The 15699-nt window shown below is 74.3% G+C and carries 13 protein-coding genes and 1 pseudogene; 5 read left to right on the forward strand and 9 right to left on the reverse strand.

Annotated features, from left to right (window positions below):
* Window positions 1-100: 100 nt before the first annotated feature.
* A pseudogene (locus AB0M99_RS02935) lies at window positions 101-1147 on the forward strand (glycosyl hydrolase); the annotation flags it as partial.
* An 809-nt stretch (window positions 1148-1956) separates the two neighbouring features.
* Here AB0M99_RS02935 and AB0M99_RS02940 read toward each other — a convergent pair.
* From AB0M99_RS02940 to AB0M99_RS02980, 9 genes are read right to left on the reverse strand one after another with little or no spacing between them, the layout of a single operon-like run.
* The gene (locus AB0M99_RS02940; protein ID WP_365916842.1) at window positions 1957-3099 is read right to left on the reverse strand and encodes a GNAT family N-acetyltransferase; all 1143 of its coding nucleotides are present in this window, start codon (window positions 3097-3099) and stop codon (window positions 1957-1959) included.
* A complete protein-coding gene (locus AB0M99_RS02945; protein ID WP_365916843.1) occupies window positions 3096-3788 on the reverse strand; it encodes a lipopolysaccharide biosynthesis protein in 693 nt (230 codons plus the stop codon). Before AB0M99_RS02945 ends, AB0M99_RS02940 begins: the two co-directional genes overlap by 4 nt.
* 8 nt (window positions 3789-3796) lie before the next feature.
* A complete protein-coding gene (locus tag AB0M99_RS02950; RefSeq protein ID WP_365916919.1) occupies window positions 3797-5020 on the reverse strand; it encodes a glycosyltransferase in 1224 nt (407 codons plus the stop codon).
* A 14-nt stretch (window positions 5021-5034) separates the two neighbouring features.
* Entirely contained in the window at window positions 5035-5811 is a 777-nt protein-coding gene (locus AB0M99_RS02955) for a polysaccharide deacetylase family protein (RefSeq protein ID WP_365916844.1), read from the reverse strand.
* Window positions 5801-7648: a lipid II flippase MurJ gene (locus AB0M99_RS02960; protein ID WP_365916845.1), complete on the reverse strand. Its 1848-nt coding sequence runs from the start codon at window positions 7646-7648 to the stop codon at window positions 5801-5803. The genes AB0M99_RS02955 and AB0M99_RS02960 overlap by 11 nt, the downstream gene beginning before the upstream one ends.
* A complete protein-coding gene (locus AB0M99_RS02965; RefSeq protein ID WP_365916846.1) occupies window positions 7645-9015 on the reverse strand; it encodes an O-antigen ligase family protein in 1371 nt (456 codons plus the stop codon). The genes AB0M99_RS02960 and AB0M99_RS02965 overlap by 4 nt, the downstream gene beginning before the upstream one ends.
* Before the next feature lie 2 nt (window positions 9016-9017).
* The gene (locus AB0M99_RS02970) at window positions 9018-10532 is read right to left on the reverse strand and encodes an exopolysaccharide biosynthesis polyprenyl glycosylphosphotransferase (RefSeq protein WP_365916920.1); all 1515 of its coding nucleotides are present in this window, start codon (window positions 10530-10532) and stop codon (window positions 9018-9020) included.
* Between the two features lie 2 nt (window positions 10533-10534).
* The gene (locus AB0M99_RS02975) at window positions 10535-11740 is read right to left on the reverse strand and encodes a glycosyltransferase family 4 protein (protein WP_365916847.1); all 1206 of its coding nucleotides are present in this window, start codon (window positions 11738-11740) and stop codon (window positions 10535-10537) included.
* Between the two features lie 19 nt (window positions 11741-11759).
* Window positions 11760-12935 (reverse strand): DUF3344 domain-containing protein, encoded by a 1176-nt coding sequence (locus tag AB0M99_RS02980; protein ID WP_365916848.1) that lies wholly within the window; start codon window positions 12933-12935, stop codon window positions 11760-11762.
* A gap of 103 nt (window positions 12936-13038) precedes the next feature.
* On the opposite strand from AB0M99_RS02980, the gene AB0M99_RS02985 reads away from it, so the two are divergent.
* The 4 genes from AB0M99_RS02985 to AB0M99_RS03000 all read left to right on the forward strand — a co-directional run bounded on the left by AB0M99_RS02985 (window position 13039) and on the right by AB0M99_RS03000 (window position 15606).
* Complete coding sequence (locus tag AB0M99_RS02985; protein ID WP_365916849.1) at window positions 13039-13293, forward strand: chaplin; 255 nt, start codon at window positions 13039-13041, stop codon at window positions 13291-13293.
* Window positions 13294-13412: 119 nt separating this feature from the next.
* Window positions 13413-13823: a rodlin gene (locus tag AB0M99_RS02990; protein ID WP_365916850.1), complete on the forward strand. Its 411-nt coding sequence runs from the start codon at window positions 13413-13415 to the stop codon at window positions 13821-13823.
* Between the two features lie 230 nt (window positions 13824-14053).
* Window positions 14054-14287, forward strand: a complete 234-nt coding sequence (locus AB0M99_RS02995) for a chaplin (protein WP_365916851.1) — start codon at window positions 14054-14056, stop codon at window positions 14285-14287.
* Between the two features lie 122 nt (window positions 14288-14409).
* On the forward strand, window positions 14410-15606 hold the full coding sequence (locus AB0M99_RS03000; protein WP_365916852.1) for a chaplin: 1197 nt from the start codon (window positions 14410-14412) through the stop codon (window positions 15604-15606).
* Window positions 15607-15699 lie beyond the last annotated feature (93 nt).

Raw genomic sequence — 15699 nt, forward strand, 5'->3', positions numbered from 1 at the left:
GCGAATGGCCTATGCGGCAGTCACCGGACAGGCCATTCGTCGGATGTGATGCCTAACGTCTTTGACAAGCACACCGATTCAGGAGAGCTCGGGAGACGCCATGCCCAGACCACGCCGCCGACTGGCGAGCACCTGCATCGGTACGGTCACGGCCGGGCTGCTCGCCACCGGTGCCGCGCTCGCGGCACCCGAGGGGGACCAGCCCGGGGGCTCCGACATCGCCATGGGCGCCTATCTCGACTACGGGCCGCCGGGAGTGGCGCGGATCCCGTACCTGTCGCGCTGGCTGGGCGGCAAGGAGATCCGGGTCGGGCACACCTATCTGCCCGGCGACCGGTGGGCCGGCATCGAGGGCAACGTCAGCTTCCTGGAGCACTGGGCGCAGTGGCGCCGGGCCGAGGACGACCGGATGTTCGTCCTCAACGTGCCCATGCAGGAGCGCAACGAGGCCCGGGTCCCGGACTACCAGGTGGCCCAGCTGATCCGCGCGGGCGCGGACGGCGACTACGACCGCCACTTCAAGAGGCTCGCCGAGCGGCTGGTGGAACTGGGCGTCCCCGACACGGTGATCGTGCTCGGCTGGGAGATGAACGGCACCACCTACACCCACCGCTGCGGGCCGGACCCGGAGAACTGGAAGGCGTACTGGAAGCGCATCGTCAACACCATGCGCTCCGTACCCGGTCAGCGGTTCAAGTTCGATTTCGCCCCGAACCGGGGTACGGACGCGATCGGCTGGACCAAGTGCTACCCCGGCGACGACGTGGTCGACATCATCGGCATGGACTCGTACGACCAGGCCCCCGGCCGCACGTTCGACGAACAGATCTCCCAGCCGTACGGGCTCCAGGCGCACGTCGACTTCGCGAAAGCACACGGCAAGCAGATCTCGTACCCGGAGTGGGGGCTGTTCCGGCACGGGGACAACGCGGAGTACGTGCGGCGCATGCTGAAGTGGATCGAGCAGCACCGGCCCATCTACCACACCATCACCGACTACTGCCCGCACGGCGTGTGGCAGTGCAAGCAGAACCCGGAGTCCTCGAAGGCCTTCCGCGACGCGCTGGCGCCCGAGAAGCCGGGCCCGGTGATCCCGACGCCGGCCATCCCGACCCCGGCCATCCCCACGCCCGCCATCCCCACGCCGGTCGTCCCGACGCCCCAGGTCCCGATGCCCGAGATCCCGACGCCCCAGGTCCCGACGCCCCAGGTCCCGATGCCCGAAGTCCCGACGCCCCAGGTCCCGATGCCCGAAGTCCCGACCCCCCAGGTCCCGACACCCGAAGTCCCGACCCCCCAGGTCCCGACACCCGAGATCCCGACCCCGGCCGTCCCCACTCCCGTGGAGCCGAGCCCGGTGGTTCCCACTCCGGACGTGCCGTTCCCCTCGCCGGTGGTCCCCACCCCCGAGGTCCCGCTGCCTTCGCCGGTGGTCCCGTCGCCCGAGGTCCCGGTCCCGGTGCCCAGCCCCGCCGTGCCCGCGCCCGAGCCCACGCCCGACGTGCCGAAGCCCGACCCCGTGCCCGAGGTGCCAAAGCCCGACCCCGTGCCCGAGGTGCCCGGTCCGGCCGTGCCCACGCCCGCCGTGCCCACGCCCGAGGTACCGACGCCCGAGGTGCCCAAGCCCGAGCCCGTGCCCGACGTGTCCGCCCCCGCACCCGTGCCCTCGCCCGCGGTCCCCTCGCCCGAGGCGCCGTCCCCGCAGGTACCGTCCCCGCTGCCGTCGCCCGTGGTGCCCCCGAGCCCGCTCGCGCCCGAACCGCCCGCGCCCCAGCCGCCGAAGCCCCAGCCGCCGCTGAACAGCACGCAGTGGTGCGTGCCGCTCAACTTCGGCGAATGGCTCTCCAAGCTGGTCGGCAAGCAGTCGGTCTGCGTCAAGATCGACTGGGGCAGGGAGTCCGGCTTCTGGCCCTTCTAGACCCCGGCCCCCGCCCCGGTCCCGGCGCGGCGGTCCGCTCATCGGACCCGGAGTTCGTTGAGCCGGGCCCGCCAGTCCCGGGCCGCCGGCAGCGCCTCCCTCAGGACGTCCACCGCCCGCTCCCGCCCCGACACCTGCGACTCGTGCAGCCGCAGCAGGGGCGCGAGCGCGGCCGTGGCCAGCAGGAAGCGCTGGTTGACGACGGTCTCGGGCCGCCAGTGGTTCTTGTACGGCTCGTTGCCGCGCAGGAAGCTCACCACCGGGCGGCCCTCCGCGAGCGCGCGCCCCGTCTCGTAGCGCAGCAGCAGCGTCGCCACGTCCACCTTCCGGTCGCGCAGGTCCGGGTCGGCCCCGTACAGGTAGCCCCCGCTGAGCGCGCCCGACAGCAGCGTGAGGTTCGCGGCCACCACCTTCCCGTCGAGCCGGAACTCGGCCAGCCTCCCCTCCCCGGCCCGCACCATCCGCCGCGTGGCCCGGGTCAGGTGCTCGGCGAAGCGCGGCTTGAGGTGCTCGGGGGTCACCCCGCGGCCGCGCCACTGCTTCTCGTGCAGCCGCAGCAGCGTCCGTACGGCACGCGGCACTTCCTGCTCGGTGACCTCGTGCTCCTCGATCCCGGCCGCGTCGGTCTTGCGGAGCTTGGCCCGCACCCGCTGCGCGCCGGAGGCCGGCATCCGCTTGACGAGCTCGTCGAACGGCATCGCGGGCAGCTCCATGCAGGTGGAGTCGGTCAGCTTGCTGCGCGCCCCGGGCCACGCCTCGTACACCGCCTCGGCGGCGGCCCCGGGCCGTACCTCGCGCAGGTCCACCACGGCGCCCCGGGCGGCCCGGTGCAGCCCGCGGGCCAGCGCCGGGACGACCTGGTCGGCGTGCTCCCCGGCCACGAGCACGTCGAAGTAGTCGGTGATCCCGCCGCCGAGCGGCACGAGCAGCGGCAGCGGCCGGTGTACGAGCATCAGCGCGGCCGCGCCGACCAGCTCGTCACCGCGCCGCACGAGGACGATCCGGAGCCGGCCGTCCTTCCCGTACGAGAGCCACCAGGAGTGCAGCCAGGCGTGGCTCTGGAAGGGGGTGGCGGTGGGGCAGCCGCGGACGAGCCGGTTCCACGGCTCCTCCAGCGCGGCGAACTGCCGGGGGTCGCGGCACAGCGTCACCGACAGGGCCCCTGCGGAGCCCGCAGTCATCGAACGGGCTCCTTCTCCTTGGATTCGGTGTGCTCGCTCTGCGCGGGCAGCGACGCGTACTCCTCCACGGCGGGCTGCCCGGCCTCCGCCGCCGGCTCCTCACGGCGCCGGGCCGGCCGGGCGAGGAGCCACAGGCCGCCGAGGAGCCCGCCGGCGCACAGCCCGACGGCCCCGCTGACGGGCGCGGACGGCGACGCGGGGTCGCTGGGCGCCACGGCCTGGTTGAACAGGAGCAGCTGGACACCGGTGTTCTTGGCGGCCTGGTTGCTGCTGAGCGACAGGGCGTCCGCGACGGCGTTGGCGATGTCGGCGGCCTCGGCCGGGCTCTTGGAGGTGCCCGTGATGGCGATCATCGGGGACTCGGGGGAGGTCTCGGCCCGCACCTGCGTGCGCAGCTGACGGGCCCCGATGCCCGCGCGCGGCTGGGCGTACGCGAGGGTGGAGCTGCTGGTCGCGATGCGGGCGTACGCCTGGGCGAAGCCGAGGGCGGTGGCTGGCTCGGTGGTGTCGTCCGGGACGGCGACCACATAGCTGGTGGCCGCGTACTCGGGCGCCTTGAGCACCCCGTACGCCCCGCCCGCGGCCAGGCCGAGCAGCGCGCAGGCGGGCAGCGGCCACCAGGCGGGCGGCGGCAGCAGCCGCGTCCGGCGGCGGTGGGCGGTCTTCTTCTGGTCTGCGGTATCGGCCATGAGCGTGCTCACTTCCTGAGTGAAGGGGGTTCCTGGGATCCCGTGCGGGGCGTGTCGAGCCCGGCCCGGGGGCCCCTGCCGGCGGCGGCGGGGGGAGTTGGGGGCGCGGGGTCCGGGGCGGCCAGCGCGACGGCGTAGACGGACAGCAGCTGCTCGGCGCTGCGCGCGATGTCGTAGCGCCGGACGACCGGGGGCGGCGGGAGCCGGCGCGCGCCCGCCTCCATGTGCCCGCGCAGGGCGGCGACCAGCTCCTCGGTGCCGGTGCCGATGCGCCGCGCGCCGGGGGCCTGGCTGGCGGGGAGGTCGTCGATGGCCGGGCAGGTCACGTGCAGCACGGGCAGCCCGGCCGCCAGCGCCTCGACCACGGCCAGGCCGAAGGCCTCCTCCCGCGACGGGGAGACGAACACGTCCATCGCCGCGAGCAGCGCGGGGATGCCCGGTGTGCGCCCGTCCGCGCTGTCGCCGAGCGGGTCCCGCTCCCCCAGCAGGTGGATGCGGCTCTGCGCGCCCAGCTCGGCGGCCAGGGTGCGCAGCGCGGCCCGCTCCGGCCCGTCCCCGGCCAGCAGCAGGTGCGCCCCGGGGAGCGCTGCCACCGCCCGTACGAGTACGTCGAACCGCTTGCCCGGCACCAGCCGGCCGACGCCGCCGACCACGAACGCCCGCTCCGGCAGCCCGGTCCGGGCCCGGGTGGCCCGGCGGACGCCCTCGTCGAAGCGGAACCGGACGGCCTCGATCCCGTTCGGTACGACGTGCACCCTCGCGGCCGGCACCCCCCAGCCCTCCAGCCGCGCCGCGACCGTCTCCGACACCGCGACCGTCGCGGCGCCGAGGCGCTCGCTGGCCAGGTACAGCGCCCGTACCCCGCCCGACAGCGGGCGGCCCTCGATCTCGCCCTCGCCGAGGGAGTGCTCGGTGGCGACCGTCGCCCCGACGCCCGCGAGGCGGGCGGCGAGGCGCCCGTACACGCAGGCCCGGTACAGGTGCGTGTGCACGAGGTCGTAACGGCCGCGCCGGATGAACCTCACCAGCCTCGGCAGCGCCCCGAGGTCCCGGTTCCCGCGCATCCCGAGGTGGACGACCCGCACCCCGTCGGCCCGCAGCCCCTCGGCGACCGGCCCGGGGTTGGTCAGCGTCAGCACGTCGCACTGCATCGGCATGTGCCGCAGCAGCAGGCGCAGCTGCTGCTCCGCGCCGCCGACGCCCAGGCCCGTGATGATGTGCAGCGCCTTCAGCGGTGTCACCGGCGTCACCGCGCCACCGCCCGTCGCAGCTCCCGCACCCGGTGGCGGAGCTGCTTGACGCGCAGCCGGGACCCGCCGTCCGCCTGGCTGATGTGCGTGCGCGGCAGGGCGTGCGGGCCGGCGAGCCGCCCGGGGTCGATGGCGCAGGCGTACGCGTACCCGGCGGCCCGGGTCTGGGCGACGACCCGGGCGTCGAGGTGCCCGTACGGGTAGCAGAACCCCTCGGGCAGTTTCCCGGTCAGCTCGCGCAGCAGGTCCCGGCTGCCCCGGAGCTCCTGCTGGAGCACGTCGTCGGGGGTGCTGGTGAGGTCCTGGTGGAGCAGCCCGTGCGAGCCGATCTCCTGCCCGGAGGCGGCGACTTCGCGGATGCCCTCGGCGGTGAGCAGGGACTTGCGGGGGCCCAGCGGGTCCCACACGTTGTCCACGCCGAGCCGGCCGGGCAGCACGAACAGCGTCGCCGTGCAGTCGTGGCGGCGCAGCAGGGGCAGCGCGTTGGCCAGGAAGTCGGTGTAGCCGTCGTCGAAGGTCAGGCCGACGAGCCCGGCACCGCGCCCGGCCGCGCGGGCCCGGAGCAGCTCGCCCACGGACACCCCGCGCAGGCCCCGGGAGCGCAGCCACAGCAGCTGCGCCTCCAGCACCTGCGGGGTGACGGTGATGCCGTACGGGTCCTCGGCGTTATCGGTGAACTCGGCGACCGAGTGGTACATCAGGACCCACGGCGATGCGGCCCGGCGGGCGGGAACCACGGCGGCGGGCTGCGCCGTATCGGTGTCAGCGGACATTGCGGAACCTCTGGGTGAGCTGGGAGGTGAGCGAAGCGGAGAGCTTGGCGATCTGGGCGGGCATGGCGGTGACCTCCAGGGCCCGTATGGCCATTCCGGTGGCCCCGAACATGGCCGGGACGAGCAGGCAGCCGAGCGCCGCGCTGACCAGCGGGTCGGGGATCATCGGCCCGGCGATCCAGCCGGTGGCGCAGGCGGCGAAGGCCGCGACCGAGAGCCGGCCGATGCTGACGGCCACCCGGCGGACCTGGATGGCGATGATCCGCGAGCCGAGGCCGGTGAGCAGCAGCGCGGCGGTGGTGGAGATGCCGGCGGCGTTGGCGGCGGCGATGCCGTAGGTGCCCCACCAGCCGACGGCGAAGGCTCCGGCCACGATGTTGACGAGGAGTCCGGCACCCATCGCGAGCGCCGGGAACCAGGTGGGCCGGGCGGTCGAGAAGAAGGGCCGGGACAGGGCCCCGACGAGGCAGTGGCCGAGGAGCCCGAGCCCGTAGACCCGCATGACGGAGGCGGTGGCGACGGTGTCCTGGTGGGTGAAGGCGCCGCGCTCGAAGAGGACTTGGATGATCTGGGGCGCGTAGCCGATGACGAGGGCGGTGCCGGTCAGGACGGCGAGGGAGGCGAGCGCGAGGTCCTGCTCGACGCGCCGCCGGGCCTTCTCCCGCTCTCCGCCGGCCATGGCCTGGGCGACGACGGGGAAGGTGACGGTACAGATCATCAGGGAGAGCACCATCGGCATCTGCGCCACCTTCTGGGCGTAGTTCAGGTGCGAGATGGCGCCCGGCGGCAGCGAGGCGGCGAGGAACCGCTCCACCAGCACCTGGGACTGCCGGAAGACGGCGAAGAAGATCACCGGGGCGATGACCCCGAAGGCGATCAGCGTGGGCCGGTCGCGGTCGCGCAGGCTGCGCGGGGCGCCCTTGGCCCGGGGCGGCCCGAAGCCCACGTTGCGGATGAACGCGGGCAGTTGGACCAGGACCATCAGCAGACCGCCGACGGCGACCCCGGCGGCCGCGGCCCGCACCCCCCACACGGCGTGCAGGGCCACCATCGTGCCGATGATCCCCACGTTGTACGACACGTAGATGGCCGCGGGCGGCACGAAGGAGCGGTGCGCCCGCAGCGCGGCGCTGAAGTACCCGGCGATCCCGAACGACAGCACCGTCAGGGCCGTCATCCGGGTGCACTCGACCGCCAGTTCGGGGTCCGGCAGCCCGGGCGCCAGCACGGCGACGACGAGCGGCGCGGCGACGATCAGCACCGACGCGACGGCGGCCAGGAGCACCGCCAGGCGCGGCAGCGTCGCCCCCACGAGCAGCCGTACGGGATCGGCCGCGCGGGCCTCGCGGCGGGTGAGCCCGGCCCGGCTGGCGGCCCGGCGGGCCAGGGCGTGGCTGAACGCGGGCACCATCAGCAGTGCCATGGCGTCCTCGATCAGCAGCGTCGAGGCCATCTCGGGCACGGTCCAGGAGATCAGGAACGCGTCGCTGTCGTGCCCGGCGCCGAAGAGGTGCGCGATGGTCTGGTCCCGTACGAGGCCGAACACCGCGCCGGCGGCGGTCAGACCGGCGGTCACCGCGGCGGCCTTGGCCAGGAACCGTCCGAGCGGCGCCGGTCCGCTCCCGCCGGGCGAACCGGGTCCGGAGCCGCCGCCGGCCCGCGCACCGACGACGGGCCGCCGCGGGCCGGCCGCCGTCGCGGCGCCCCGCCGGGACACCACCCGGACGGCCCGCGCCCCGGGCTCGCCGCCCGGGCGGGGGGGTGTGCCCGGGACGTGGGCGGGGCCCGCCCCGGCCGGAGGGCCGGAGGCGGGCCGCCAAGGCGTGGTGTCCGTCACCGGCCGGCCGCACCCTCAAGGGCCGGGCGGCGCAGTGCGTCCGCGTCCCCCCGGGAGGGCAGGGCCCACCAGGCGGCCAGGCCGATGATCACCCCGGTCAGGACGGTGGAGGGGCCGCCGATGTCCGCGTACAGGAAGTCGGTCAGCTGCCAGACGAGCAGCCCGACCGCGACCAGGCCGCAGTCCCGGATCCCCCGGTCGGCCCCGCCGGAGGCGAACCGCCGCAGCCCCGCGACCAGTACCGCCGCCCAGCCGCCCGCCAGCGCGGTGAGCCCGATCAGGCCCTGCTCGCTGAGCACCAGCAGGTACATGTTGTGCGGGGAGAGCAGCGGCTGGCGCAGGTACGCCTGGCCCGCGCCCGCGGTGTCGCTGCCGGAGGAGAGCCCCAGCGAGGAGTGGCCGTCGCGGTGGGCGGGGAAGCCTTTGAGGCCCACCCCGGCGGCCGGCCGCTCGCGCCACATCGAACCGGCGGCCGCCCACATCGTGTAGCGGTCGGTCACCGACTGGTCGGGCGCGCTGGAGACCTGGGTGATGGAGGTCAGCCGCTCCGCCACCATCTCGGAGCCGACCCCGAGCCCGCCGACCAGCACCACGCCCGCCGCGCCGAGCGCCAGGAGCACCTTGAGGGCCCGCCGGATCCCGGCCAGCCCCATCACCAGCACCGCGGCGCCGAGGGTGGCGATCCAGGCGCCGCGGCTGAACGACAGCACCAGCGGCAGTACCAGCACCAGGGCCGCGCCGCCCGCCGGCCGCCGGACCCGCCGCGGCAGCCCGGGGGCCAGCGCCGCCGCGGTCGCGACGACCAGCCCGTACGCGACCACCGTGGCCATGCCCATCACGTCGCCCGGGCCGAAGGTCCCGACGGCCCGGATGTCCTCGCCCTGGTACGAGGCCCCGGTGTGGGTCGCGTACTGCACGACTCCGACCGCGCCCTGCACCAGCGCCAGGACCACGAAGCACCCCGCGGCCAGCCGGAACTCCCACGCGTCCCGCACCAGCAGCACGATCGCCGCCGGGACCAGCACGAACACCTGGAGGTAGCGCACGAACCCGGGCAGGGCGGCGAACGGGTCCCCGGCGGTCACGGTCGCGACGGCGAGCCCGACGGCCGGCAGCCCGAGGAGGAACGCCGCGAGCGGGGTCAGGGACCGCACCCGGCCGCGCAGGGCCTGCACGGCGCAGACGAACACGAGCAGCAGCGAGGCGGCGTCGGCCGGGCCGACCTTGCCGGAGGCGGTCGCGTCCCCCGCGGGGAGCGGGGCGAGGAGGAACAGTACGGTCGCGGCGAGCGGCAGTAGCGGCCAGTGCCGGCGCAGCAGCACCGGCAGCTCGGGCCGCAGCCGGGTCGTCGATACGGCAAGGCTCATGTTCAGCTGCCCCCCAGCCGGAATCGGAAGAACGAGGCCGCGGTGCGGGCCAGGATCCACAGGTCCTGCCACAGCGACCAGGTGTCGATGTAGTGGTTGTCGAAGCGGGCCCGGTCCTCGATGGAGGTGTCCCCGCGCAGGCCGTTGATCTGCGCGAGGCCGGTGATGCCGACGGGCATCCGGTGGCGGGCCTCGTAGCCGGGGTGGACGCTGCTGAACTTGGCGACGAAGAAGGGCCGTTCGGGGCGCGGACCGACCAGGCTCATGTCACCCCGGACCACGTTCCACAGCTGCGGCAGCTCGTCCAGCGAGGACTTGCGCAGGAAGGAGCCGATGGGGCTCATCCGGCGGTCGCCGGCCACCGTCCAGCGGGTGGCGGACTCGTGCGCGTCGGCGCTCAGGGTGCGGAACTTCAGCAGGGTGAAGGACCGCCCGTACAGGCCGACCCGCTCCTGCCGGAAGATCACCCCGGGCCCGTCGGAGAGCCGTACGGCCAGGGCGCAGAGCGCCATCACGGGCGCGGCCGCGACCAGTGCGAGCGAGGCCAGGAGGGAGTCGATGCCCCGCTTCGCGTACCGCTCCAGCGGCCGCGCCGGACGGGGCAGCAGCGGCTGTACGGCGTACCCCCACAGCTGGTCGGCGGGCTGCGCCACCCGCATGCCGGTGACCTTGGCGGTGCCGGCCGGGTCGGCGAGCCAGAGCCGGCAGCCGTGGTCGTGGAAGAGCCGGACCAGGGAGGCGGTGCGCTCGTCGGCCTCCGGCGGGCGGGTGAACACCGCGTGCCGGACCGAGTTCTGGATGACCGCGCGGCGGATGTCCTCGTGGGTGGCGAGCACGGGCATGGCGCCGGTGTCGCCGTCGGCAGCCGCCGCGGTGTCGGCGAGCCCGACGGGGCGCAGCCCGTACTCGGGGCGCCCGTGCAGGGCGGCGGCGACCGCGCTCGCCCCGGTGACGGGCCCCACGACCAGGGTGGAGGCGGGCCTGCGGACGCGGACCCGGCGGCGGAGCTGGTTGACGAACCCGCGTCCGGCGCACGCCAGTACGGCCTGCATGCACACCGCGGCGAGCAGTGCGCCCCAGCCCAGCGCCTGCCCGGGTGTGGCGGCGGCCACGACCGCGGCGGCCGCGCACCACAGGACGGCGGCCCGCCCGGCCAGCGCGGGCAGTTCGCGGAGCGCGGAGGGCGCGAGCCGCGGCCTGTACAGCCCGGCCTGCGCGTGCAGCCCGGCGAGGACCAGGGCCACGGGTACGGCCGCCTCCACGGGCAGTCGCAGTCCGGGCAGGGCGGCCGCCGTCGCCACGACGGCCAGCGCGTCGGCGGTCAGCAGCGGGAACACCCCGTCGCGGCGGCGGGCCCGCTGCGGCCGTACGGCCGGCCGGGCCTGCTCCGCCTTGGGCCCGCGCGGCGGGTGGATGGCGGTCACGGAACGGCGGACGGCGGTGGTGCCGGTGCCGGTACTGCCTCCGGAAGGCCCCGTGCCGCCCTGCCCGGTGTGCCGGGCGGGTGCGCTGTCCATCGTCATCGGCTGATGCGCTCCTGGTTCAAGGGCCGGGGCCTGCCCAGCAGTTCGTGGTACAGACCGGTGACCGCGTCCGTGGTCCGCCGCACGTCGAAGTCGGTCCGGGCGTGCTGCTGGGCCTGCTCGCCGAGTTCGGCGAGCAGCCGCGGCTCGGCAAGCAGCCGTCCCAGGGCCTTGGCCAGCGCCGCCGGGTCCTCCGGCGGCACCAGGCAGAGCCGTCCCTGACCGGGCGGCAGGCTCTCCCGGGCACCGCTGACGTCGGAGACCAGGACCGGGCGGCCACAGGCCATGGCTTCGAGCGGGGCGAGCGCCATGCCTTCCCACCGCGACGGCAGTACAACGAGATCGGCGGCCCGAAGCCACGGTCGGATGTCGGAGGCGGCCCCCGCGAAGTGCACCGCGGAGGACGCGCCGCGGCGCAGCCGTTCGGTGTCGGGGCCGTCGCCGACGAGCGCGAGCCGGGCTCCGGGCAGGTTCCCGAGCACCTCCGGCCAGGCCCGCAGCAGGATGTCCTGGCCCTTCTGCTGGCAGATCCGGCCCACGCAGACGACGAGCGGCCCGCCGCCGTCCCGGAAGGCGGTGGGCAGCGGCAGTCCGGCGCGCGCCCGGGCCCGGTCCAGGTCGGGGTCCGGGCCGCCGGGGCGGAAGTGGTCGAGGTCGACGCCGTTGCGGATCACCGACCAGCGGGCGGTGATCCCTTCGGACTCGCCCGTTCGGCGTTCGGCCTCGCTGACGCAGAGCACCCGGTCGGCCCAGCGGGCACCGAACCGCTCCCAGCGCAGGGCGAGCGCGGCGGTGGCCCCGCCGACGGCGTCGAAGGACCAGGCGTGCGGCTGGAAGACGGTCGGCACGGCGCCGCGCACGGCGAGCCGGCCGGCCAGCCCGGCCTTGGCGCTGTGGGCGTGCAGGATGTCCGGCCGGACGCGGCCGATCACCCGGCGGGCGCCGAGCACTTCGGCGGGCAGGCCGGGCCCGGGAGCCCGGCCGGCACGCCAGTTGAGCACCTCGGCCCCGGCGTCGCGGGCGGCCTCGGCGAGCTGTCCGCCGCGCGGGCAGCCGACGACGGTCCGCAGCCCGGCCGCGGACTGGGCGCGGACGAGGTCGACGACGACCCGGGCCACACCGCCCTCGACGGGCTGGACGAGATGGAGGACGGTCACCTGCGGGGGGATCGGGGGTTGTGCGTTCGAAGGCTGTGGTGACACGTGGAGTGATCTCCTACGTTCAGCGGCGCGCGTCTGTCTGAACGAAGAGCACACCGAGGAAATGACCCTGGCTTTCGCCCGCGAACCTGAAGGTCAGGTTCCGGGCGCCACCGGACAGAGCGGGACTCAGGTCGAACACGTCCGCGTCATATCCGAGATTATTCATATGTTCGGGCTGTCGCACGAACGAGTGATGCCCGAATTCCGTGATCGTGGAATTCATAACATCATTAAAAGGATTTTCTCCATCACTGAGGCTGACCCGTCGGCCGCTGTCGGCCGTCACCGTGAGTGAGTCCCCGAGCGTCCCGCGGTCCCCGTCGTACGCCACCACCCCGGCCCGCCCCGCGGACCCGGGCGCCGCGTCCAGGCCGGCGAGCTCCACCGTCTGCCCCGAGGCCTCGCCGGGCCCCGCGGCCAGCCCCTCGAAGCCGTCCCACAGCGAGATCCGGCGCACCGGCTCCTGCTGGTGCTCGTAGGCGACCACCAGCGTCCAGCCGCCCCAGGCGCCCACCTCGGAGTGCCCCATGGCGATGTTGAGCTGGGCCACCGTCCACATCCCCGCGCCGCCCTTGCGGACCAGCGGGGTCACGTCGGCGGAGGCCTGATAGGCGTCGCTGCCCGCGTCGCTGCGGTGCCCGATCACCGTGTCGGCCACCACCGCCTTGTACGCGCCGCCCGGCTCGGCGACCAGCACCCGGCCGTTGTCCTCCGGCGGCTTCTGCTCGCCGACCCGCAGGTTCCCGCCCCAGTACAGCCGGGCGTACGAGACCTTCGCGCCCTGCGGGACCTTGAGCTCGGCGCGGGTCGAGTTGTACGTGTCCGGGTCCTTGTCGACCTCGTCGTAGAACATCTCGAAGTCGCTGTTCACCCCGGCGGCGCCCCGCTTCACCTCGGCGCACGGCTCGGCCTGCTCGGACTCCTCCTTGCGACAGCCGATGGACGAGTTCGAGGCCCGGACCAGCCCGCCGTGCTGCACGGCCTGATAACGCTGGGTGAACGGCACCCGGGGCAATTCCCGCGTCCCCGGCGGGGCCGCGGCACCGGCCGCGGGCACGTTCGCCGAAAGTGCGAGGCAGGACAGCAGACCGAGCGCGCCGAGGATTCTGCGGGGTGAACCCATGACCCTGTCTCCATTTTCGATCAAGGGGACAAAACAGGAGTGAACTTTGGCAGAAATCAGGCTGGAAATCACGCCGGACTCGCTCGTACGGCCTTTTGGGCGATAGCACGCACCCTCGCGCCTGTCACGTCGTTATGGAGGTGCACCATTGTTCGAACCGAAAGGGAAAACGGAGATGCAGAAGAGGCTGGTGCGCGGCACGACCATGGCGGTCGCGAGCGCGGCGATGCTGATGGGCGGCGCGGGCCTCGCCTCCGCGCACGGTGGGGACGGCGCCACCGCGAACGGCTTCGCGGGCGGCTCCCCGGGCGTGCTGAGCGGCAACCTCGGGCAGGTCCCGGTCGACGTCCCGGTCAACGTCTGCGGCAACACCGTCAACGTCATCGCGCTGCTGAACCCCACGTTCGGCAACACCTGCGTGAACGCCTGAACGTCAACAGCGCTGCCCGAAACGGCGGCATCCGAGTGAAGTAACGCAACCCGGACCGGGGGCCGGCCGTTGATCCGGGTGCTCCAGTACCGGGCAATCCTGCCAAAAAAGGGACGACAATGATCAAGAAGTTTGCAGCCGGCGCAGCGGTTGCCGCCTCCTTCGTGGGCCTGGGTGCCGCCATGGCCCCGCAGGCGATGGCGATCGGGAACGACAACGGCATCAACACCGTCAACGGCAACGGTGCCTCGCAGATCTACGGCAACCAGTCGACCTACGGCCACATGAGCCCGCAGATGGCGCTGATCCAGGGCTCCTTCAACAAGCCCTGCATCGCCCTGCCCGCGAAGGCCAACGTGCAGTCCGTCCTCGCCCTGGTCAACGTCGGCGTCCAGGACATCCCGGTCCTGTCCAGCCCGCAGAACCAGCAGTGCACCGAGAACTCCACCCAGGCCAAGGGCGACGAAGCCCTCTCGCACATCCTCAGCAACATCCCGATCCTGTCGGGCAACGCCTCGGCCGGCAGCTGATCGCACCCCCAGCGCCCCGCGCCAGCGAGGCCGCCGCACCTTCGGGTCGCGGCGGCCTCGCCGCTTGTGGGCCCCCTCCGAATTCTCGCGCCAATCGACCTCGAATTCCGGGCGCGGGAGCATCGGAGTGAATTGCCGACACACCCCGGAAAACCTGTGGTTTCTTTTTCCGGACCCACTCGTTGTTAATTCTGCAGCGGATACGCCTCTGCGGGAAGGATCGAAAACAAATGACGTACAAGAAGGCAGTGGTGCTGGCCGCCGGCGCTCTGATGGCCGCCGGTGCCGCCTCCCCCGCCATGGCCGACGCGGTGGCCGACGGCAAGGCCGTGGGCTCCCCGGGCGTCCTCTCCGGCAACGTGCTCCAGGTCCCGGTTCACGTCCCGGTCAACGTCTGCGGCAACACCGTCAACGTCATCGCGCTGCTGAACCCCGCGTTCGGCAACACCTGCGTCAACGCCTGACGAAGCACCTGTGCCCGCAAGGGCAGACCTCCTCGGGGTGGCCTCGGAGTGCACGGCGGTGCACTCCGAGGCCACCTTCGATTCAGCACCGGCCAGCAGCGCCGGTAGACAGGGAAGGACCCATGCGACAGGTACTGAGCCGACAGGTACTGGGCAAGGGCGTGCTCACCGCGGCGGCCGCCTCCAGCCTGCTGTCGATCGCGGCGGGCGCGGCCTACGCGCATCCCGGGGCCATGGCCGAAGCCTCGCATTCACCGGGTGTGCTGGCCGGCAACAGCGTCTCGGTACCGATCACCTTCACACCGAACGCCTGCGGCAACACCGTGGACGCCGGGGCGGGCCTGAACCCCGCGATGGGCAACACCTGCGCCACCACGACCGGCTCCGCCGCGCACGACGACCACGGCTACGGGCGCTACCTCAGCCCCGAGAACGCCGAGGCCCTGGAGCGGTACCTCGACGAGCGCGAGGCGCGGCACGCGATGCCGCGGCAGCGGGCCGAGGAGCCGCGCGACGAGGGGCCCCGGCGGGCACCGAAGCACGCAGCGCCCAAGCACGCCGAGCAGGCGCACGACGAGGGCGGCTACGGCGGCTCGGGCGAATCCGGCGGCGCGGGCGAGGAGGAGTGCGACGACCACCCTCCCCAGCCCCACCCGCAGCCCCACGCCGAGCACCCGCCGGCCCCTCCGGCGCACCACGCTCCCCCTGCGCCCCCCAAGCCGAAGCCCGAGCCCGTGGTGGAGCACCCGGCGCCGAAGCCCGTCGACCAGCCGGCTCCGGCGCCCGCCCCGGTCCCGGAGGCGCCCCAGCCGCCGGCACCCGCCCCGGCTCCCGTCCCCCCGGCCGAGGAAGCGCCCCACACGCTCCCCGCCCCGGCTCCCGTCCCCCCGGCCGAGGAAGCGCCCCACACGCTCCCGGCCCCGGCTCCCGTCCCACCGGCCGAGGAGGCGCCCCACACGCTTCCCGCGCCGGCGCCCGGGCCCGCTCCCGTAGTGGAGGAGGCACCCGCTCCCATGCCGCCGCGCGGGAGCCAGGTCGTAGAGCACCCGGCGCCCGTCCCCGCGCCCGCACCGCAGGCCGTACGTCCCGCGGACCAGCCGCCGGCGGCCCCCGCCGGTGACCTGCCCGTACCCATGCCCCCGGCGCCCGCGCCCCTCCCCGCGCCGGACGCGGCGCCCGCTCCGGCCCCCGTACCGGCGCAGGTCTCGGCGCCCGTACTGGCCGAGACGGGCGCGGGGCAGACCGGCGCCGCCGCGGCCCTCGCCACGGCCCTGATCCTGGGCGGCGCCATTCTCTACCGCAGGTCCCGTATCGCCTGACGGCAATACCGGTAATAAGAAGAAATATCGGCCGGAGAGTCCCTTGTCGGATTCTCCGGCCGTTGCCGTGTTCGGTTCCGCGTTTCCGGATCG

Source organism: Streptomyces sp. NPDC051183 (assembly GCF_040682455.1).
Lineage (GTDB): Bacteria > Actinomycetota > Actinomycetes > Streptomycetales > Streptomycetaceae > Streptomyces.